Origin of the sequence: Cohaesibacter marisflavi (assembly GCF_963665895.2) — a bacterium.
GTDB classification, from domain to species: Bacteria; Pseudomonadota; Alphaproteobacteria; order Rhizobiales; family Cohaesibacteraceae; genus Cohaesibacter; species Cohaesibacter marisflavi.
In genome coordinates this window covers 1,282,520-1,302,742 of the sequence record NZ_OY762534.1, presented here as the reverse complement: position 1 = coordinate 1,302,742, position 20,223 = coordinate 1,282,520, and the positions used below count along the sequence as shown (strand labels likewise).

Here is a 20,223-nt window from a genome sequence, read left to right as displayed (position 1 = left end):
GACTGCAAAAAGTCGGCTTGTCATATCGATTAATTATCGCTATATTATCGATAATGAAACTGAGATGCAAGCTCTGGGTACAAAATGGCGAACGGAAATCTTGATAAAATGGCAGGAGGCGCAGTCGCAGCTCCAAAGCGCGGTGTGAAGCGAAGCCGCACTGTCTATGAAGATTTACAGCGTGAAATTATGCTGGGTGCTCTGCCGCCCATGGCGACCATTGTGGAAATGGATATTGCCGAACGTTTCGCCTGTAGCCAGAGTACGGTGCGTGAAGCTCTGATTGCCTTGAGCAATGATGGACTGGTAGAGCGTCGTTCTCACCGCGGAACATTCGTTGCTGATGCGCGCGCGGATGATGCGCACGAGCTGATCCGCATTCGTCGAGACATTGAGTCGCGCAGCATGTCGCGCGTTTTGCGCCGCTTTGGTGCGCTGCTCAAAAACGAACTGGTCGACATTATCGAGGCTATGAAAAGTGCAGCGATGCAAGACGACGTCTATCAGGTGACCATTCATGACCGGGCGTTTCATCTGAACCTGTTTGATGCTGCAGATCTGCCAAGTGTCCGTCCGGTTCTTCAGCGCTGCCTTATTCATAACCACCGTTTCAAAATTTTGAATTCTGGTAGTCAACGCGATCTGTACGAAACAGCTGTGCGACATGAGGCAATTCTGGACGCCTTGACCGCGGGAGATGCCAAAGGGGCAACCGCCGCCATGGCCCACCACGTTACCACGATTGAGGAGTTCGGGCCCGATATTACGGAAGAAGAGGAGTAGGATTTGCGCGCTGCCTGAAGGGAAGGAGGGCGGCTTTATCATTCAGGGATAAGTCAGGAGAGGGGCTGTCTTTGAAGGAAGATCGAAAGATCGGGGAAAGAGTTGGCCGAAGCCCGAGCGGCCTCGGGAGGAGCGGGAGGCTTCTCTTGTCATACTACGGGCATTGAGGAAACCACTTTGCCGTGATTGCACGGTATAAAGCGGAGGAGAAGATGAAGAAATCACTGTCAGTCGCAGCGCTTGCTGCGGCAATGTTTGTTTGCGGCTCAGCTGCAAACGCAGAAGATACTGTGAAATTCTGGTATCATTTTGATAATGCAGACAACCCTATGGCGGATCTTGTCTCAAGATTTGAAGCCAAGAATCCTGGTATCAAAATTGAGGCAGAAAATATTCCATGGAATAGTTATTACGACAACCTTTATACCTCTATCATCGCAGGCAGCGCACCAGACGCCGCCATGGTAAAAATGCACGCTCAGCCCCGCTTGGTTGAAATGGGTGCCTTGGAGCCGCTTGATGATCGTATCGCCGCATGGGATGGAGCGAGCGATATTCAGGAAAATCTGTTCGATTTGACCAAAGGTCCTGATGGCAATCAATATTATCTGCCGGTTCAGTATGTTGTTCTGTATCTCTACTATCGTGCAGACATGTTCAAGGAATTGGGTCTTGAACCACCCAAAACATGCGATGACTTCCGCAACGCTGCGATCAAACTGACCCGCGACACCAATGGTGACGGCCGCAAAGATGTTTACGGCTTCGGCTTCCGTGGTGGCAAGGGTGGTCATGATCACTGGGGCAGTATGGTCCTCTCTCGTGAAGGCGCAAGCTTTGACAAGGGTGGTCTGACAAACGATGCAGCTGTTGCTGGCACGCAGTTTGTTGTTGACCTGTTCGAGAAAGACAAGGTCTTCCCACCATCTGCACCAAATGATGGTTTTAAGGAAGTGACCGGCGCATTCAAAGCTGGCACAACCGCAATGACCATTCACCATATCGGCTCTGCAAACGACATGGTTGCCGCTTTGGGTGATAAGGTGTCTGCAACCACCGTGCCTGAATGTGGTGGCGGTCGCTGGACCTCCTTCGGGGATGAATCCACGGCGGTTTTCTCATCCGCTTCCAACAAGGATGCTGCCTGGAAATGGATTGCTTTCCTTTCCTCCGAAGGCAACAACAAAGAGTTTAACGAGTCCACTGGCCAGCTGCCGGTAACCAAGTCTGACTCCGCAAACTGGACCTTGCATCCGAAGCGTTTCGTTGATGCGACTGTCGCATCCTTGCCGTTCGCCCATATGCTTCCGAACCGGCCGGAAACGTCCGACTTCGTGAACACCGAATGGCCGGTCAACATGCAGCGCGCCCTGACAGGCGAAATCACTGCTAAAGAAATGAACGAGAAAATCGAAGCCCTGTTCAATCACTAATTATTGAGCAGATGCAATTGGTTCGGTCGAATTCATTTCGGCCGAACCTATCCCCCAATGACTCCGGTTCTGCGCTGTCGGACATCTGCTCCTGGATGGAGATGTCAGGATGGCGGCACATAGGACACCGGCCCGCTACCCGGTGAAATGACTATGACTATGACTGCATCTGAGTGGCCATCGAGCCGCGCGGCGCTCGCTAAGCGCGTACTGCCTTATGCGCTTTTATCGCCCGCCGTGATCGTAACCTTGGCAATTGTTTTCTTCCCAATGCTGCAAGCGGCCTGGATGAGCCTGCATGACTATGTATTGTGGAAACCAAATGCTATCAGCTTCGTTGGCCTGAAGAATTTCTTCGCCGCGTTCAACGATGAGGTCTTCTGGATCTCTCTTAAGCACACGGTGATCTGGATTGGCTTGACCATCCCGAGCCAGCTCCTTCTTGGGCTCATAACCGCGCTGCTGCTAAACCAGGAATTTCCGTGGCGTCCTCTGGCGCGTGCACTCATCATCATTCCCTGGGCGCTGCCATCCGTTGTGATCGGCCTGATGTGGGTTTGGATCTACGATTCCAACTACGGTATCCTCAACGACTTCCTGCTTCGAATGAACATCATTCAGGATTCCGTACCATGGTTGGCTGATCCGGATACCGCACTTTATGCCATTATCCTCACGCTCACCTGGCAAGGGTTCCCATTCTTCGCGGTGATGATCCTTGCTGGCCTGCAATCCATACCGAAAAGCTACTATGAAGCCGCATCCATCGACGGAGCCAGCAAGTGGCGCCAATTCTGGCACATTACTCTGCCGGGCATCTCCGGTGTGCTGGTGACGGCGGTCCTTCTGAGAACGATCTGGGTGGCCAACTCCATTGACGTGATCTACGTGATGACCGGCGGTGGCCCGGGCTACTCCACCTACACATTGCCGCTTTATGCCTTCGTCAAAGCGCGCACCAATCTCGATTTCGGTTACGGATCGTCTCTCGCAGTGCTCTTCACCATCATGCTTCTTGGCGTTGTTGTGGTTTATCTGCGCAAGGTTGGAAAGGACACGAAATAATGGTTAGCCATAAAAGCAAACTCCGTCGCTTTCTGACTGTTGAGCTGCCGATGGTAGTCATCCTGCTCTTCACCTTGGGCCCGTATCTCTGGATGATGCTGACGTCTCTGACACAGGAAGACAAACTCTTCACCCAAGGGCCAAGCCTGATCGGGGCAACCTTTGAAAACTATATCCGCCTATTCGAGACGGTTGGTTTTCTGGACAATATGATCACGTCCTTCATTGTGGCTGCGGGCACGGTTGTCGTGGGCCTAACACTGAGCGTAACGGCGGCTTACTCCTTCTCGCGCTTCCGCTTCTTTGGCAAGAAATACCTTCTGACGCAGTTTCTGATCATCAACATGTTCCCGATCGTTCTGCTGATCCTGCCTCTGTTCGTGTTGATGCGTGTGCTTGGTCTGCTGGATACCCATCTGGCTTTGATCATCGCGAACTCCACTGTCGCTATTCCCTTCTCGGTCTGGATGATGACCAGTTACATCAATGGAATCCCCAAGTCCCTTGATGAGGCCGCGATGACAGACGGATGTTCGCGACTGGGCGCATTGCGCCGGGTGGTTCTGCCGCTCTGCATGCCGGGTATTGTGGCAACGGGCATCTATATCTTCATCACCGCTTGGAACGAGTATCTTTATGCGCTGTCTCTCGGGGGCTCCAATGTGCGCCCGATCACAGTCGCCATCCAGACGCTCATTGGTGAATATGAAGTGCAGTGGGGTCTGTTGACGTCCGGCGGTATCGTCGGAGCTCTGCCAGCCACCATCTTGTTCCTGATCGTTCAGAAACGTCTGATCAGCGGCATGACCCAGGGTGCAGTGAAGGGGTAGGGGCCTTGTGCCCCATGGAGACAAGACAATGAACAACCCAATCGGAATCATATCGATGCAATTTGCCCGCCCCTTCAGGCGGGAGCATCTGGGCTTGTTTGCCCGGATGAAAGAGCTCGGATTTGATCTGGTAGAACTGTTGGTTCCCGAACCTGAAGAAGGGCTTGATGCAAGCGATGTAAGAAAGGCGCTCGATGATGCTGGTCTTACCATTGCGCTGGCCGCAAGAGTATCTCTTACACGTTCTATTTCGGATGGAGACCCAGCAATTCGCTTAGCGGGATCCGACTATCTGAAATATTGCATCGATCTGGCGCATGCAGTCGGCGCCATTTCGGTTGGCGGTCCATTGTATGGTGCTCCCATGGTGTTTGCAGGACGGGCGCCCGCGCCCGTCACTGATGCGGAAATGAAAGCTAGAGAGCAGCGGGTGATTGAGGCCTTGTCCAAATTATCCCTCCTGGCCAACGGAGCAGGTTGCCTGCTCGCTCTCGAACCCCTCAATCGCTACGAAACGGACGTGATTTCTACGGTTTCGCAGGCCATGCGTGTGATCAGTGCGGTGGATCACCCTTCGCTTGGTCTGTTGTTTGACACGTTCCACGCCAACATCGAGGAGCGGTCCATTCCTGATGCGATCCGGCTGGCAGGCGATAAACTGGTTTATTTCCAAGGAAATGAAAATCATCGTGGCTTTCCCGGTACGGGAAACATGAACTGGCCAGAAATTATGAAGGCTCTTCGCGACATAAACTATCAAGGGCCGATTACACTCGAACCCTTCCGGCGCGATGATGACCGGATCGGTTTGCCTATCGCTCAATGGCGCCCACCTCACGAAGACGAAAGCCAGAAACTGATTGCCTCAATAGACCTGGTGCGCGCATGTGCCCACATGGCGGAGTTTCAAAGATGACACTCAATATCGGCTGGATTGGCTGTGGCCGCCACGCGTCTCAAATGCTGATGCCGCAATTGGCTAAGAATGATCTACGAATTGCTGCTGTTTGCGATCTGAACGAACAGGCCGCCTCCAAGGCTGCATGGCAATATGGTGCAGATGCTTCCTATGGCAATTTTCGCGACCTGATTAATCACAAGGGGCTTGATGCCATCGGTATGGCTGTCGGGCCAGAGGTTCATCATGATGCCGCACTTGCTGCTCTCGCAAAAGGGCTGCCCGTCTTTATAGAAAAGCCACCCGCAAAGGATCTGGCTAGCACGCAAGAGCTTGCAGATGCCGCTGACAAGGCTGGCAAGCCGGTCGTTGTCGGCTTCATGAAACGCTATGCAACGGGCAACCGCATCGCAAGGAATATTCTAAAAGCACCTGAATTCGGGCCGATTATGGGGCTCTCTGGCTACTATATGAACGAGCCCGCTTACTTTGCAGGCAAGGCCGACTATTCAAGCTTCTACCTGCATCACTGCGTGCATTATATGGATCTGTTGCCATGGATGGCAGGGGCCCCCTTTGCAGATCTGTCAGTGCGCGTCAACGTTTCGGAACCGGGACATATTCTCGTTCACCTCGGCTTCGAATGCGAAAATGGTTCGATCGGCTCCGTCGCAATGGGCACAACCCAATCACGCGGAACGCCTACCGAAAGCATGATCATCATGGGTGATCACAAGCGGATCGAGATCCAGAATATCATCCATGTCAAATATTTCCGTCACCCACCATTCAAGGCGGATGACAGGGAGGCCACTCTCAATCCGAACGTTGATACGCTCTGTTGGGAGCCAAACTTCACTGCTGCAGCCAACGAAGATCACAAAGGCTATGCAGCTTTGATCGCCGATGCCGCCGCCGCCTTCAGGGGCGAGACATCGGCCGCACCGCAAATCCACTATGGCGTCGTAGCGATGGCGTCTCTCGAACACATGACAGCTTTGATCGAGCAAGAGTTCAAGAAACAAAAGAAATAACGCCAAAAAGGATCAAGGGAATTGCCGCGCCCTTCCACAAGCATTGCGACAATTCCCCCACAAACAAGGAAAGGAAACACACCATGGTAAACAGATATCTTCCTACCCCTGTGTTGCATCGTGTCGTTGAGAAAGATGGATTTGTCTTTGTCGGCGGTACCGCTTGCGATGATACCAGCAAGGATATCAAAGGGCAAACGCTCGAAACCCTCGAAAAGATGGAAGGCTATCTGCACGAAGCAGGGTCAGACAAGAACAAGGTTCTGTTCGCAACCATCTATCTCGCCAGTCTCGATCTGAAAGCCGAGATGAGTGAAGTCTGGGGTGACTGGTTTGAAGCCGAGCATCTTCCTGCACGCGCAACACTTTGTTCTCCTGATTTGGGCGGCGACACCCTGATCGAAATTTTTGTTACGGCATACAAGTAAGTCTCCACGAGGTTTAAAATGGCAGATAAAGCCCCAACTGTTCTCGCAAACGCAATCAGGTTCCTTTCGGCTGATGCAGTCCAGAACGCCAAATCAGGCCACCCCGGCATGCCTATGGGCATGGCTGAAATGGGGGTTGCCCTTTGGAAAGGTCATCTCAAACACAACCCCAAAAATCCAAAATGGGACAACCGCGACCGCTTTGTGCTCAGCAACGGTCATGGTTCCATGCTGATTTATAGTCTGCTGCATTTCACCGGCTATGACGTTACCATGGACGACATCAAGGATTTCCGTCAGCTACACAGCAAAACGCCAGGGCATCCGGAATATGGTGTAACGCCAGGCATTGAAACAACCACCGGACCTCTCGGACAGGGCATTGCCAACGCTGTCGGCATGGCGCTTGCCGAAAAGGTTTTGGCTGCTGAATATAACCGGCCGGGCCACACCATCGTTGATCACAACACCTATGTGTTCCTTGGCGATGGCTGCATGATGGAAGGCATCTCCCATGAAGCCTGCTCGCTCGCAGGAACCCTAGGTCTTGGCAAGCTTATCGCGCTTTACGACGATAACGGCATTTCCATTGATGGTGAGGTGAAAGGCTGGTTTACAGATGATACTCCGAAGCGTTTCGAAGCCTATGGCTGGAATGTTATTCGTGACATTGATGGGCATGACATCGAAGCTGTTGAAGCTGCTGTTGCTGAAGCGAAAAAACAGAGCGACAAGCCGACCCTGATCTGCTGCAAAACCACCATCGGCAAGGGCGCTCCGACTGTTGGTGGCACTGCTGCCTGTCATGGCAATCTGTTAGGCGACGAAGAAATCGCCAACGCACGCAAGCTGATGGGCTGGACCTATCCTGCATTCGAAATTCCTCAGGAAGTCTATGACGAAATGAGTGCTGTCGATGAAGGAGCTGCAGCAGAAGCCGCTTGGAATGACGCTTTCGCAGCCTATGAAAAAGCGTTCCCCTCAGAAGCCGCAAGCTACAAACGTCGCATGGCCGGTGAAGTGCCTGCTGATTTTGCCGATAAGATGAAGGCTTACATCGCGGAAACCGCCAAGGCTCAGGAAGAAATGCCGGTTCGGATGGCCAGTCACAAGGCAATCACCATGATCGCCAAAGAACTGCCAGAGCTGATCGGTGCGTCCGCAGACCTTGCTTGCTCGTGCCTTTCCATCTGGGATGACTGCAAAGCCATTACCCCTGAAGATGGAGGCAACTTCCTCTTTGCCGGTATTCGCGAATTCGGCATGGGTGCCATCATGAACGGTCTTGCCTTGCATGGCGGTCTTATCCCGTTTGGTGGCGGCTATGTTACTTTCTCGGATTACCAGAGAAATGCCATTCGTATGGGTGCGCTCATGAAACAGCGCGTTATTTATGCACTGTCCCATGATTCTATCGCCGTTGGCGAAGATGGTCCAACCCATCAGCCGATCGAACATCTGGGCTCACTGCGCATGATCCCGAACCTCGATGTCTGGCGTCCATGCGATGCAACAGAGGCTGCTGTTGCTTGGGAATGTGCTCTAGAACATGACACGACCCCGACGCTAATGTCTCTTAGCCGTCAGGTTTGCCCAGCCTTTGCACGCAATGACGCCCAGATCGATGCCATCAAACGGGGTGGCTATGTCATCAGCGAAGAAAAAGGCGATCTGCAGGCGGTAATCATCGCAACGGGCGGCGAAATGGATATCGCCCTCAAAGGGCAGGCCCTTCTGGCCAAGGAAGGCATCAACGCGCGCGTTGTTTCTATGCCATCCACGTACCTGTTCGATCGTCAGGATGCGGCTTACAAGAGGGAAGTTTTGCCTGCAGGCATTCCGCGGGTGTCCGTTGAAGCCGCTCATACCGACTACTGGCGCAAATATGTCGGGCTTGAAGGCGCTTGCGTCGGCCTGGACACCTTCGGCGAGTCTGCTCCTCCGGCTGTGCTGTATGACTTCTTCAACATTACCGACAAAGCGGTTGCTGAAGCGGTCAAATCTGTCCTCTAAAGCGAGGCTGCCGATTAGACTGGCAGATCTGCAATCTGACAATCTGGAGGCCGGCGCACACCGCTGGCCTCCGGAAAAGAGGACAGCCTCTGTCCTTTATAGAGGCAATCTGAAATTCAAGATCAATCCCGAAAAAGGGACGTACCGTACTGGAAAACGCGGTCATAATTCAGGTGGGCCATCCGTTTCAATTCATGCGAAGCGACCCACCTTAAATGAACGTCTTTCCGGGCGAGGAGGAATTGTTTTGGCAAATTCAGCAATTGAGCACGAAGTGATTGGCAAGATCGATGGCAAGGATGTCGAAGCCTATCGCATCACCGGCGGTGAAACGACCATCGAAGTCATGACCTATGGGGCCATCCTGACGCGCGTGTTGCGCCCAGACCGGAACGGCAAAGTCGAAGACATCGTGCTCGGCTATGATGATCCCGCGAGCTATATAGATAATCCGGGCAATGCTGGCGCAATATGCGGCCGCTTTTCAAACCGGATCAATCTGGGCAAATTTACGCTGGAAGGGAAAGATATTCAGCTACCTACAAACAGTGGTCCCCACCATTTGCATGGCGGCTTGCCCGGCTATGGCAAGCGCCTCTGGCAGGCGGAGCCAAATGCTGAAGACAATTCCGTTACCTTCCGCATGTATAGTCCCGATGGCGATCAGAACTATCCCGGTACTGTCGAGGTGACGGCGACCTATCGTGTTGATTGCATGGGCTCGCTTGAGCTGACAATGGAAGCGACAACCGACAAGACTACCATTATAAACATTATCTATCATGGCTATTGGAATTTGGCAGGACATGCCAGCGGCAGTGTCGAAGACCAGCAGCTCTGCATCCTCGCTGACCGCTACACACTCGTAACACCAGAAAAAATCCCAACCGGTGAGATTGTGCCTGTCAAGGGAACTCCGTTTGACTTCAACAAACTCCACGCCATTGGCGACAATATTGCCGATGCTTGGCCGGATGGAGGATATGATCACAATCTGTGCCACGCGGTTTATGACGGAAAGATGCGGTTGACTGCGAAAGCGGCCGATCCTGCCAGTGGACGGGGATTTGAACTCTACTCAAACCAGCCCGGCGTACAATTCTATACGGCCAATCATTTCAAGGATCAGCCAACAAAGGGGAAGAGCGGTGCGCTGTATGAAACCTATCCCGGCTTTGCGCTTGAAACGCAACATTATCCGGATTCGCCCAATCACCCCGAGTTTCCTTCGGTGGTTCTCAAACCCGGTGAGACCTACAGCAATCGCATGAAATTCGTCTTTTCTAAGAATATGTCAGTCTAGCAATTGCGTCCCGCCAAAGATAACTGGCATCGCAAAACAAAGAACGATTTCGTGTCTGGCCGCCTAAATCGTGGCCTCACATATCGCCTGACAAACGATCTTCCTATGGTGAGGGGCGGACCTCCCAACCTCACCAATCCAACTGGCAAGCTGCACTATATTTCCCTTCCTTGAGAGCCAAGCTTTAATTCTATTGGTAAGGGAAATTGTTCCTCCGCAGCTTGCCATTTTTTTGGCAAAATTGAGGTCATCCTGAATTTGAATTCAAATTCAAAGTAGAGTGTTAATATAATTCTTGTTTTTTGTAATATATAATAAAAATGTAAATTTTTAAAAGTAGTTTTGTGGATACTCTATAATTAGGTTACTGTAAAATTCTCGCGGGCAACGACTGCTTAATGGTGGAGAGTAATATAAATATTCAACATTTGGAGAGACATCAAAACGATGTGTCATGCGTATAATCAACTACTTTAGAGCCGTTCTGTCAAGCGGGGACAATTCGCGAATACTTTCTTTAGGTGTTTGTTTCTAGTGATGAATATAATTTGTGCACGATGTGCGTTGGGCGATCATTTGCGTATTTCTAACCAATTGGCAGAAATTCGACCCCAATAGCGAGTCAATAGTGTGTGGATGTATGGTAAATGTCTGAATATCAGGCACGAATTGGAAAACTGCAGAAATTTTAGTCGTCACCCAAAATCTTGTGACAATTGCCTGATAACCGGCTTTCAAATAGCCCCGATGCGATAAACTGTCCTTACGGGTAGACTCGGATACTTCAGCCTCGCCTTTGGCGACAGATCCGACAGTCCCCATTGCCTACCATCATATTTTCTCATACCTATATCTGATTGCTCAATTATGAAAATGCGAAAGGATAGCCATGTTTGAATGTCTGAATATCGAGAGCTTGCGATTGCGGGCAAGCGGTAAGTGGGTTGATTTTGATGAAGACATTGTACCGTCCAATCCTGCCGAAATGGATTTTGCCGTAGCACCTGTCATCCTCGAGGCGTTGCAAGAAGCCGTTGATCATCAGCGCTTCGGCTATTCTTCTCATGGCCCCCACGGCCCCGAAGCGCAATTGAAGAAGGCCTTCCAGGATCGCATGCAAAGAAAATTTGATTGGGGTGTCGATACCGAGACGGTTTTACCGGTGACCAATCTCGTTCAGGCGATTGCTGCAACGGTTTTCGCATTCAGCGAAAAGGGCGAGGGCGTCTCTGTTCAGATTCCTGCTTACCCAATGTTTCTTGCCGCCATCAAGCAAACAGGAAGGAACGCGGTCTGCAACGCCATGCCCGTTGTTGATGGTCGCTATGAGCTAGATATCGAAGGGCTAAAAAGGCAGATCACATCAGATGTAAAGATCCTGCTGCTATGCCATCCCCATAACCCAACGGGGCGGGTCTTTTCCAAGGAAGAGCTGGCGCCACTTGCCAAACTTGCCCAAGAGCACGGACTTGTTGTCATTTCAGATGAAATACACTGCGACATTCTCTTTGATGGCCGTAAGCACACGCCTTTCTTGAAGATGTTCCCGGAATTGGCTGATCAGACAGTTACGCTGCAATCGGCTTCCAAAACATTCAACATCCCCGGACTGGGCTGCGCTGTGATGTATTTCGGCAGCAAGACGCTCATGGATCGCTTTTCGCAAAAACTGCCGCCGATGCTTTTAGGGCACCCTGGCATTGGTGGTATGTTGGGAACCATCGCAGCTTGGGAGAAGGGCGATGTCTGGTTCGCGGAAGCGTTGGCTCAGCTCGAAGCAAACCGGAACCTCTTTGTTGATCGATTTGCACGTGAGATGCCGGAAGTGGGGTTGATCAAACCCGAGGCAACTTATCTGGGTTGGGCTGATTTCTCCACGTTGGATCTGCCATCTTCAGCCTTTACTTATTTGCGCGATACAGGCCGTGTGGTTGGTGGCGACGGTGCCAATTTCGGCGAGGGATACGAACAATTTGTCCGCTTCAACTATGCAACCTCACCACAAATCCTCAACGAGTTGATTGACCGTGTCTTCAGAGCACTCAAGGCAAACAACAAGGGCTGATTAAAGCCTTGGGGAAAAGCCTCCAGACAACATTAAGCCCCCGTGGATGGATATCCATTGGGGGCTTTGTCATCTTATCTTGAAAGCCTAGAGTCATCTAGTGCGCTGGTTGGCTTTCATAGTCAGCAGGTTGGTTGCTTACGGTTTCGCTCTCGGGCAGATATTTCGCCAAATGCGGATAAACCAGAGCAATCGAAATCAGGATGGCCATGACATCTGCTACAGGCTGGGCGTAAACCACGCCAGAGAGCCCGAAGAAATAGTTCAGTGTAAAGATCATCGGGATGAAGATGAAGCCCTGTCGGCTGATTGAAAGAATAAGTGACTCCTTAGCGGCCCCCATTGCCTGTAGAGTGTTGATATAGACAAACATGATGCCAATGACGGGACCTGTCAGTAGCAGGGCTTTGACAAAGCGTACGCCTTGATCATAAACCGCCTGATCTTCGATAAAGGCATTGACGATATAGCCAGACCCAAGCCAGCTAGCCAGTGTCAACACTGAGCCCATGACCAGAGCATAAATGATCGTTGTCTGCAAGATTGCACGAAAGCGCTCTGCATTCTTGGCTCCATAGTTATAGCCCAACAACGGCTGAATGCTGACACCAAGCCCGATCTGCAACAGCACTGCTATCATCGACACCTTTGTTGCGACGCCCATTGCTGCGACAGCAATGTCGCCATAGCTCGACAGCACATTGTTGAGAACGATGATTGAGGTGCTCATAAGGACGTTGTTTAGAGCAGCCGGGATACCAATGGAGATAACGGGCAGGATGACGCCGCGAATGCGGAAGTCGGCAAAGCTGATGGAAAGGGACGTTTTGCCACCCGATACCAGACGCCAGAAATAGTAGGCCGAAACAACGTTGCCAATCAGCGTCGCGATAGCTGCCCCGCCAACGCCCATATCAAAATAGAGAATGAAGATAGGATCGAGAATGATGTTGAGCCCCGTGCCCAACATCATGCCGAACATTGCTTCCTTTGCCTTGCCTGCAGAGCGGACGATATTGCCGAAGGCAACACTCATGATCACAAAAGGCGCACTGGGAGCCACATAGGTCAGATAGTCACGTGTCGGCACGATCGTGTTGCCGCTCACCCCAATCGCTTGCAAGATTTGAGGCATGCAAAACAGGAAGACTGTCGCAAAGACAATCCCTACGAGCCACGCCGCGTAAAAGCAGAAGGAACTGACGTGATTGGCAAATTCGGGGCGTTTTTCACCAAACGCCCTGGAAATGACGGATGTACCACCAATGCCAATTAAGTTACCCGTTGCCATGAATAGTAGAAAAACGGGCGTTGCTAGCGAAACGGCAGCTACCTGAAATGGATCGTTGGTTTGGCCAACAAAGAAGGTGTCGGCAATGTTATAGACAAGAATGACAACCATGCCGGCAATGGTTGGCAGGGCGTTCATGAGAATGGCTCGAGGGACGGGCATTCTCTCGAAGAGATAGTTCTCTTTGGATAGGTCTTGCGGTTTCATATCTCGTGCGGTCCGTTCTTATTGTTATGTGTCAAGTCCAGAATATTGTCGTGAAGCTGCTTCAGGCTCTTTTCCAGCGCTTCAATCTGGTCTTGTGTCATGCCTTTTAACATTTGTTCGTCAATCCGCTTTTTGGCTCTTTGAACCTGGTCGTGGATTTTTTGTTCAGCTGGCAGGAGGATGACCAGCTTCTTCCTTCGGTCTTTGGGATCATCGACAAAGGTAACCAACTCTTTTTGTTCAAGGCGCCTCAAAACGCCAATAACGGTGGAGTGGGCAATGTCGAAATAGTCCTCGATGTCCTTTTGGGACGTATCCATGCCTTTTCGGCTATTGAGAAAGCGCAAAAACTTGGCTTGCGTCATGGTTAGACCAAACGGCTGAAGCTCGTTATTCATATATTGGCTTAGCTTGTCGTTGATCTGTTTGAGAATGAAACCGACACCAGCAAATTCGGACATTGCGCCCTCCGGAGATTGTGTAGCGTGCTACATTTAATGCTGGAATAATGTCTTTTCAATGAAGATGGGGCGGATTTCATGTCCAAATCACACGAATATAAAGGATGGTTAGCTCTTATGCAGAAAATGCGCAGCAGGTTTTAAAAAGGGGGACCCTGAAAAATCTTGCTCGGGTTCCTATTTAAGCCTAGGTTGCCCGCGCTTGAGCGAATAGTGAATTCAGAGCTTTACAGGAGACATTTCATGCATGGTGAATATAAGGTACATGGCGGGAAACTAGTCGTCGCCGACGTCGAGGTTAAAGATGGCGCTTTGAGCGACGTACAGATCGCCGGTGACTTTTTCCTCGAACCTGCGGAAGCTTTGGACGATATATGTGCATCCCTTGAAGGCGTGTCGGCTAGTGCATCCGTCGAAGAGATGGCCAAGGCGATCAATGCCAAGCTCGATAGTGATGTTGCGATGATCGGCTTTACACCAGAATCTGTCGCTATCGCCGTGCGCCGTGCTCTTGGTGTCAGCAAAACATGGCGCGATTACGAGTGGCAGATCATTGATAGCGGCGCGGTGCCTCCCGCTATGCATTTGGCACTGGATGATGTACTCGCACAAGAAGTTGCTTCTGGTCGCCGCGCTCCAACACTACGCTTCTGGGAATGGGATCGGGCTGCGATTATCATCGGTAAATTCCAGTCCCTGAGGAACGAAGTCGATTTGGGCGCGACCAAAGAGCATGACGTGGAAGTCATTCGCCGTGTGACGGGTGGAGGGGCCATGTTCGTGGAGAAGGGGACCGCCATCACCTATTCTCTATATGCGCCAACAGACCTCGTAGCCGATATGAGCTTTGCCGATTCCTACGCTTTTCTTGATAATTGGGTACTTAAGGCGCTCAATGAAATGGGGATCGACGCCTTTTACAAGCCACTCAACGATATCACCAGCTCTAAGGGCAAGATTGGCGGCGCAGCACAAAAGCGCTATCAGCGCAATACGGTGTTGCACCACGTAACGATGGCTTACGACATGGATGCCTCCAAGATGATGCAAGTGTTGCGCATCGGGCGTGAAAAACTCTCGGACAAAGGCACTGCGAGCGCTGCAAAGCGTGTCGATCCGGTCAAGAGCCAGACTGGCATGGAGAGACGGGCCGTAATCGACCACATGAAGCAAACTTTCATGTCCCTGAATGGTGGAGCCGAGAGCGGTATAACACCAGAAGAATATGCTGCTGCGGAAAAGCTTGTGGCCGAAAAATTCAGCACCGAAGAATGGCTGAACCAAATCCCATAATCTAAAACAGGTAAACCGCCTCTAATTATACCCTATCAGGGGCGGTTAACCGGTGCCCTTAGTAAGCTGGCCTAATCCTGATAAAGAGGAGGCTCATCTGCGAGCTGCTGACGAACGAGCTTGGCGAAGTCTTGGGCAACGGATGATTTGGCTTTGTTTGCTGAAAAGCAAATGGAGAATGAAAAACAGATCTTGGGTCTGAGTGGACGAACGACGACCCCAATGCCTTCCCAGCGTTTTGCCGAAAATGGCTCCAACACACCAATTGCCAAGCCCTCGGAAACCAACGCATAGCCAGCCTCTGCATGTTGCGTCGAAATCCAGTTATAGTTCTCGATGCCCTTTTCTCGAAAATTCTTGAAAATCTTATTCCAGTTGAGCGGTCCCTCAGCCGAAAGTCCGATCAGGGTCTCTCCATCAAGATCGCCATGGTTTATGACGTCCTTTTTTGCCAGACGGTGGTCTTTTGGCAATACACAAACAAAAGCCGCATCGTAGAGAGGCTCTTGTATGACACCCGGCAACTCGGCGGCATGATTGGAAACACCGACGTCTCCTGCACTCGACTGGAGCTGTGAAAAAATTTCCATGGGCATGCGTACTTCAAGGCGCACTTTAGTTTCTGGGTATAATTGGTGGAAGTTTTTTAGAACTTTCGGCATGAGGGAAGTCGCAAGAGCGGGCGTCGAAAAGACACTCAACAGACCCATCTGCTCCTGACGAATTCGATCTGCTACAGCTTCAAGTTGATCAATTCCGGCAAATGTTCGCTCGACCTCCTGATAGAAACGAAGCGCTTCTTCCGTTGGTTGCAGTCGGCTTCCCTTTCGTTCAAACAACCGAAATCCCAAATTGATTTCAAGATCCGCAATCAGACGACTAACGGAGGGTTGTGTAACCGCCATCATGTTTGCCGCACCTGTGATGGTGCCGGTATTCATCGTGGCTCTGAATGCTTCAATCTGTCGTAGTCGCATGGGCGGTCCATTTTTCATAAAGAGCGAATGATATTATTGACAGGGTATAGCATCTACGCATAGAAGACAAAAAAAATTCGATTTGACATTATGCTGCTGCTAATTATCCATATGTATAATAATAACAATATTTCGAGCGCCACAGGACAACTGAAGTGACACAAAAAAAAGCAATCGAGTTCATTTCCAAACTGGTGTCTTTTGATACCAACTCAGCAAAGTCAAATCTCGAACTGATCAATTATGTCAAAGATTATTTGGCCGGCTTCGATATCGAGAGCACTCTTGTTTATAATGATGACAAGACCAAGGCCAATCTTTTTGCTGTGATCGGTCCGAAAGTTGAAGGCGGCATTATCCTGAGTGGCCATACAGATTGCGTGCCTGTAGAGGGGCAGCCTTGGGATACGGATCCCTTCACTGTCGTCGAAAAAGACGGCTATCTCTACGGCCGTGGCGTGGCTGATATGAAGAGCTTTTCTGCCATCAATCTTTCGCTTGTTCCGGAAATGGTCAAGGCTGACCTCAAGAAGCCAATCATTCTCGCGCTTTCCTATGATGAAGAAATCGGCTGCGTCGGCGCACCATTCATGATTGAGGAAATTGTCAAGCAGGTGCCAAAACCGGCCGCCGCCATTGTCGGTGAGCCAACCCTCATGAAGATGGTCAACGCTCATAAGGGTATCAACGTTTTCAAGACGACCGTCACCGGACAGGAAGCCCATTCTTCAAAGATCCACTTGGGCGTGAGCGCTGTTATGACAGCCGCGAAACTGGTCTGCTTTCTCGAAGGTCAGCTTAATTTCTATAAGGAACACAGCTTCCCAGACAGCGGCTTCGAGCCTCCATACACGACGGTGCATGTTGGCATGATCGAGGGTGGCACTGCGCCAAACATCGTTTCCCGCGATTGCTCCTTCTATTGGGATGTGCGCGATATGCCGTGGGACAAGATCAGCGACATCAAGGATCGTTTCGATGCCTACTGTGCTGAACTGCTCAAAGAAATGCGCAAGGTTGCTCCGGGCTGTGACATCGTCACCGAAGTGATTGCCGCTGCGCCCCCATTGGCACCCGAAGAGGAGGGCGCCGCTGAAGCGATCTGCCGTCATCTGACCGGCCAGAATACCGGTAGCGTCGTGCCCTATGGTACCGAGGGTGGACAATTCCAGGAAGCTGGAGTGTCAACCATAGTTTGCGGGCCGGGGTCAATTGATCAGGCCCACAAAGCCAATGAGTTTTTAAAAGTTTCTGAAGTCGACAAGGCCGTGGATTTTATCACCAAATTGATCGTGCTTCAGACAAAAAGCTGAATCACATGAAGGTCGCTTGTACAAAAGTGGTATTTGGCCTTGTACAAAATGTGATCGCGTAACAAACTGCAACCCACCGAGCAAAATTCGTTATCTTTTATAAAAAAGGGAACAGCAAATGACATTAATGAGAAAATCACTGTTGGTAGCGGCTGCTATCGGCGCCCTTGCAATCGCCGCTCCTTCGCAAGCACAGACTTTCAAATATGCCTTTCAGGGCGACATGGGCTCTTTGGACCCATATAGCCTCAACGAGACCTTTACGCTCGGCTTCCAGGGAAACTTCTACGAAGCCCTAACCGCTTATGACGAAAATCTGAAGCTTATCCCGGCTTTGGCCACGTCTTGGGAAAACCCGGAACCAAACAAATGGATCTTCCATCTGCGTGAAGGCGTCAAGTTCCATAACGGCAACGACTTTACTGCTGATGACGTCATCTTCTCTTGGGAACGTGCCCAGACCGACGGCTCCGACCTTCGTGGTCGCGCAGGTCAGATCGCTAGCATGACCAAAGTGGATGACTACACAATCGAGGCAACCACTGGTCAGCCAAACGCTGTTCTGATGCAGGATCTTACCTTCCTGTACATCATGGATAAAGAGTGGAGTGAAGAACACGACACGCTCGAAGCCACCAGCCCAAGCGACACCAACACGAACAACTATGCCAACCTCAATGAAAACGGCACCGGCCCATTCATGGTTGTCGAGCGTCAGCCAGACGTGAAAACCAAACTGGTTCGTTTTGATGGCTACTGGAAAGACATCAAGTCAAACGTCAAGGAAGTCGAGTTCACTCCGATCACGCAGGCTTCCACCCGCGTTGCTGCTCTGATTTCCGGCGAAATGGATCTGGTTTACCCGGTTGCTGTTCAGGACTGGAAACGTCTTGATGAAGCAGAAGGCGTTGCTCCGCTGACCGGACCTGAAGCCCGCACGATCTTCCTTGGCATGGATCAGGAGCGCGACGAGCTGCTCTATTCCAACATCAAAGGCAAGAACCCGTTCAAAGATCAGAAAGTGCGTGCAGCCTTTGCTCATGCGATCAATCTTGATGCGATCAAGAAGAAGATCATGCGCGGTTCTTCCACGCCAGCTGGCATTCTGATTGCTCCGCAGATCAACGGCTTCAATGCTGAAATCGCCAAGCCATATAGCTATGATCCGAAACTCTCCAAGAAACTGCTTGAAGAAGCCGGGTATCCTGATGGTTTCGAAGTTGGTATGGATTGCCCGAACGACCGTTATGTCAACGACGAGAAGGTTTGTCAGGCTGTTGCTTCCATGCTGGCTAAAGTTGGTGTGAAGGTTGACCTGAACGCTCAGCCAAAGTCCAAATATTTCGCCAAGATCCTTGCAACAGGTGGTTTTGACACCAGTTTCTACCTGCTTGGCTGGACACCTGGTTCCATCGATGCGCACAACGCCATCCTGAACCTGATGCATTCTGTCGACAAAGACGCTCAGAAAGGCATGTTCAACCTGGGTCACTATTCCAATGCTCGCGTCGATGAACTGACTGACGAGATAGGCAAAGAAACCGATCCTGCAACCCGTCAGGCAATGATCGACGAAGCATTCCAGATCGTCAAAGACGAAGTTGGCTATCTGCCACTGCACCAGCAGCCTCTTTCCTGGGGTGTTCGCGAAGGTGTCACCGTGCCGCAGCGCGCCGACAACGTTCTCGACTTCCGCAACGTTGTTCTTCCTGAATAACAATAACAACAACATCGCCCGGGCATCGCAGAATGCCCGGGTTTTTGCTTGGAGATGATCTTCAGGCAAACAACTCGATCTCAGGGAGCAAATTCCGTGATTTCATTCATCGTGAAACGGCTGCTGCAAAGTGTGTTGGTTATGCTGACCGTGGCATTCGTAGCCTTTGCGCTCTTCAACTATGTCGGCGATCCAATCAGCAATATGGTTGGTCAGGACACGACCTTTGCAGAGCGTGAGCAATTGCGAGAACAGCTTGGTCTTAATGATCCATTTATCGTGCAATTCGGACGTTTTGTCGGCAAGGCGGTGCAGGGAGACTTCGGTCTTTCCTATCACCATAAACAGCCTGTCAGCGATCTGATTGCCGAGCGTATGCCTGCAACGTTGGAGCTGTCTTTCATTTCGGCCTTGATGTCCTTGTTGTTGGGAATCCCGTTAGGGGTCTATACAGCTTTGCATCGAGACAGCATCATTTCAAAACTGATCATGACAGGATCTTTGATTGGTGTGTCTCTACCGACTTTCCTTATCGGTATTTTGATGATCCTGCTGTTTGGTGTCGTTTGGCGCGTCCTGCCAACTTTCGGACGCGGAGATGTCGTCCATCTTGGATGGTGGTCCACCGGTTTGCTCACCGAATCCGGCCTCAAATCCATCATCATGCCAGCCTTTACTCTGGCGCTGTTCCAGATGACATTGATCATGCGTCTTGTTCGGGCTGAAATGCTGGAAATCCTGCGTACGGATTTTATCAAGTTTGCCAGAGCACGCGGGCTGCCCAAACGGTCTGTCAATTATCGCCACGCCCTGAAAAATACGCTCGTTCCGGTGATCACGATTACCGGTCTGCAGATCGGTTCCATTATCGCATTTGCGATCATTACCGAAAGTGTTTTCCAGTGGCCGGGTATGGGGCTTCTCTTCATTCAGGCCATCAGTGACGTCGATATTCCTATTATGGCGGCCTATCTGGTGATGATTGCCCTGTTCTTTGTGGTCATCAACCTGATTGTTGACGTTTTGTATTTCCTCGTTGATCCGCGCTTGCGCGTAGACCGCGTATCAAGTGGTCGATGAGAGGTGTCCCAATGGTAAATCAGGAATTCTTC

Annotated in this window: 17 protein-coding genes; 14 read left to right on the top strand and 3 right to left on the bottom strand. The window is 51.0% G+C overall.

Annotated features, from left to right (window positions below; genetic code table 11):
* The first annotated feature begins 84 nt into the window (after positions 1-84).
* The 10 genes from ACKPCT_RS07000 (at position 85) to ACKPCT_RS06955 (ending at position 11,852) form a co-directional block, all read left to right on the top strand.
* Complete coding sequence (locus tag ACKPCT_RS07000) at positions 85-783, top strand: GntR family transcriptional regulator (RefSeq protein ID WP_210186806.1); 699 nt, start codon at positions 85-87, stop codon at positions 781-783.
* A gap of 212 nt (positions 784-995) precedes the next feature.
* Positions 996-2,216, top strand: a complete 1,221-nt coding sequence (locus ACKPCT_RS06995; protein ID WP_090074715.1) for an ABC transporter substrate-binding protein — start codon at positions 996-998, stop codon at positions 2,214-2,216.
* Positions 2,217-2,369: 153 nt separating this feature from the next.
* Entirely contained in the window at positions 2,370-3,281 is a 912-nt protein-coding gene (locus tag ACKPCT_RS06990; protein WP_210186807.1) for a carbohydrate ABC transporter permease, read from the top strand.
* Positions 3,281-4,111, top strand: a complete 831-nt coding sequence (locus tag ACKPCT_RS06985; RefSeq protein ID WP_210186808.1) for a carbohydrate ABC transporter permease — start codon at positions 3,281-3,283, stop codon at positions 4,109-4,111. Before ACKPCT_RS06990 ends, ACKPCT_RS06985 begins: the two co-directional genes overlap by 1 nt.
* A 28-nt stretch (positions 4,112-4,139) precedes the next feature.
* Positions 4,140-5,027 (top strand): sugar phosphate isomerase/epimerase family protein, encoded by an 888-nt coding sequence (locus ACKPCT_RS06980; protein ID WP_319568780.1) that lies wholly within the window; start codon positions 4,140-4,142, stop codon positions 5,025-5,027.
* Positions 5,024-6,043, top strand: a complete 1,020-nt coding sequence (locus tag ACKPCT_RS06975) for a Gfo/Idh/MocA family protein (RefSeq protein WP_319568779.1) — start codon at positions 5,024-5,026, stop codon at positions 6,041-6,043. Before ACKPCT_RS06980 ends, ACKPCT_RS06975 begins: the two co-directional genes overlap by 4 nt.
* A gap of 83 nt (positions 6,044-6,126) precedes the next feature.
* Positions 6,127-6,471 (top strand): RidA family protein, encoded by a 345-nt coding sequence (locus ACKPCT_RS06970; RefSeq protein ID WP_090074720.1) that lies wholly within the window; start codon positions 6,127-6,129, stop codon positions 6,469-6,471.
* Positions 6,472-6,489: 18 nt separating this feature from the next.
* Positions 6,490-8,484: a transketolase gene (tkt, locus tag ACKPCT_RS06965; RefSeq protein WP_319568778.1), complete on the top strand. Its 1,995-nt coding sequence runs from the start codon at positions 6,490-6,492 to the stop codon at positions 8,482-8,484.
* Between the two features lie 247 nt (positions 8,485-8,731).
* Positions 8,732-9,787 carry an aldose epimerase family protein gene (locus tag ACKPCT_RS06960; RefSeq protein ID WP_319568777.1) on the top strand — a complete coding sequence of 352 codons (1,056 nt, stop codon included), beginning with the start codon at positions 8,732-8,734 and terminating at the stop codon, positions 9,785-9,787.
* An 889-nt stretch (positions 9,788-10,676) separates the two neighbouring features.
* Entirely contained in the window at positions 10,677-11,852 is a 1,176-nt protein-coding gene (locus tag ACKPCT_RS06955) for a MalY/PatB family protein (RefSeq protein WP_319568776.1), read from the top strand.
* A 97-nt stretch (positions 11,853-11,949) separates the two neighbouring features.
* Here the strand turns inward: ACKPCT_RS06955 and ACKPCT_RS06950 are convergent, their stop codons facing one another.
* Both ACKPCT_RS06950 and ACKPCT_RS06945 read right to left on the bottom strand, forming a co-directional pair.
* Positions 11,950-13,350 (bottom strand): MATE family efflux transporter, encoded by a 1,401-nt coding sequence (locus ACKPCT_RS06950; RefSeq protein ID WP_319568775.1) that lies wholly within the window; start codon positions 13,348-13,350, stop codon positions 11,950-11,952.
* Positions 13,347-13,811 (bottom strand): MarR family winged helix-turn-helix transcriptional regulator, encoded by a 465-nt coding sequence (locus ACKPCT_RS06945; protein WP_319568774.1) that lies wholly within the window; start codon positions 13,809-13,811, stop codon positions 13,347-13,349. Before ACKPCT_RS06945 ends, ACKPCT_RS06950 begins: the two co-directional genes overlap by 4 nt.
* Before the next feature lie 243 nt (positions 13,812-14,054).
* Here ACKPCT_RS06945 and ACKPCT_RS06940 point away from each other — a divergent pair, with 243 nt between their 5' ends.
* Positions 14,055-15,104, top strand: coding sequence for a lipoate--protein ligase family protein (locus ACKPCT_RS06940; RefSeq protein ID WP_319568773.1), 1,050 nt, complete (start codon positions 14,055-14,057; stop codon positions 15,102-15,104).
* 71 nt (positions 15,105-15,175) lie between these two features.
* On the opposite strand, the gene ACKPCT_RS06935 is transcribed toward ACKPCT_RS06940, so the two are convergent.
* Positions 15,176-16,045, bottom strand: coding sequence for a LysR substrate-binding domain-containing protein (locus ACKPCT_RS06935; protein WP_210186809.1), 870 nt, complete (start codon positions 16,043-16,045; stop codon positions 15,176-15,178).
* Between the two features lie 191 nt (positions 16,046-16,236).
* On the opposite strand from ACKPCT_RS06935, the gene argE reads away from it, so the two are divergent.
* From argE to ACKPCT_RS06920, 3 genes are all read left to right on the top strand, one after another.
* Positions 16,237-17,394: an acetylornithine deacetylase gene (gene argE, locus ACKPCT_RS06930; RefSeq protein ID WP_090074728.1), complete on the top strand. Its 1,158-nt coding sequence runs from the start codon at positions 16,237-16,239 to the stop codon at positions 17,392-17,394.
* Between the two features lie 127 nt (positions 17,395-17,521).
* Positions 17,522-19,111: an ABC transporter substrate-binding protein gene (locus ACKPCT_RS06925; protein WP_090074729.1), complete on the top strand. Its 1,590-nt coding sequence runs from the start codon at positions 17,522-17,524 to the stop codon at positions 19,109-19,111.
* Positions 19,112-19,207: 96 nt separating this feature from the next.
* Positions 19,208-20,191, top strand: a complete 984-nt coding sequence (locus ACKPCT_RS06920; protein WP_175528155.1) for an ABC transporter permease — start codon at positions 19,208-19,210, stop codon at positions 20,189-20,191.
* Positions 20,192-20,223 lie beyond the last annotated feature (32 nt).

Coding starts and splice junctions, on each gene's coding strand:
- tkt (WP_319568778.1), top strand. CDS start 6,490: ATGGCAGATAAAGCCCCAACTGTTCTCGCAAACGCAATCAGGTTCCTT.
- ACKPCT_RS06975 (WP_319568779.1), top strand. CDS start 5,024: ATGACACTCAATATCGGCTGGATTGGCTGTGGCCGCCACGCGTCTCAA.
- ACKPCT_RS06945 (WP_319568774.1), bottom strand. CDS start 13,811: ATGTCCGAATTTGCTGGTGTCGGTTTCATTCTCAAACAGATCAACGAC.
- ACKPCT_RS06925 (WP_090074729.1), top strand. CDS start 17,522: ATGAGAAAATCACTGTTGGTAGCGGCTGCTATCGGCGCCCTTGCAATC.
- ACKPCT_RS06985 (WP_210186808.1), top strand. CDS start 3,281: ATGGTTAGCCATAAAAGCAAACTCCGTCGCTTTCTGACTGTTGAGCTG.
- ACKPCT_RS06955 (WP_319568776.1), top strand. CDS start 10,677: ATGTTTGAATGTCTGAATATCGAGAGCTTGCGATTGCGGGCAAGCGGT.
- ACKPCT_RS06940 (WP_319568773.1), top strand. CDS start 14,055: ATGCATGGTGAATATAAGGTACATGGCGGGAAACTAGTCGTCGCCGAC.
- ACKPCT_RS06995 (WP_090074715.1), top strand. CDS start 996: ATGAAGAAATCACTGTCAGTCGCAGCGCTTGCTGCGGCAATGTTTGTT.
- ACKPCT_RS07000 (WP_210186806.1), top strand. CDS start 85: ATGGCGAACGGAAATCTTGATAAAATGGCAGGAGGCGCAGTCGCAGCT.
- ACKPCT_RS06990 (WP_210186807.1), top strand. CDS start 2,370: ATGACTATGACTGCATCTGAGTGGCCATCGAGCCGCGCGGCGCTCGCT.
- ACKPCT_RS06950 (WP_319568775.1), bottom strand. CDS start 13,350: ATGAAACCGCAAGACCTATCCAAAGAGAACTATCTCTTCGAGAGAATG.
- ACKPCT_RS06935 (WP_210186809.1), bottom strand. CDS start 16,045: ATGAATACCGGCACCATCACAGGTGCGGCAAACATGATGGCGGTTACA.
- ACKPCT_RS06980 (WP_319568780.1), top strand. CDS start 4,140: ATGAACAACCCAATCGGAATCATATCGATGCAATTTGCCCGCCCCTTC.
- ACKPCT_RS06970 (WP_090074720.1), top strand. CDS start 6,127: ATGGTAAACAGATATCTTCCTACCCCTGTGTTGCATCGTGTCGTTGAG.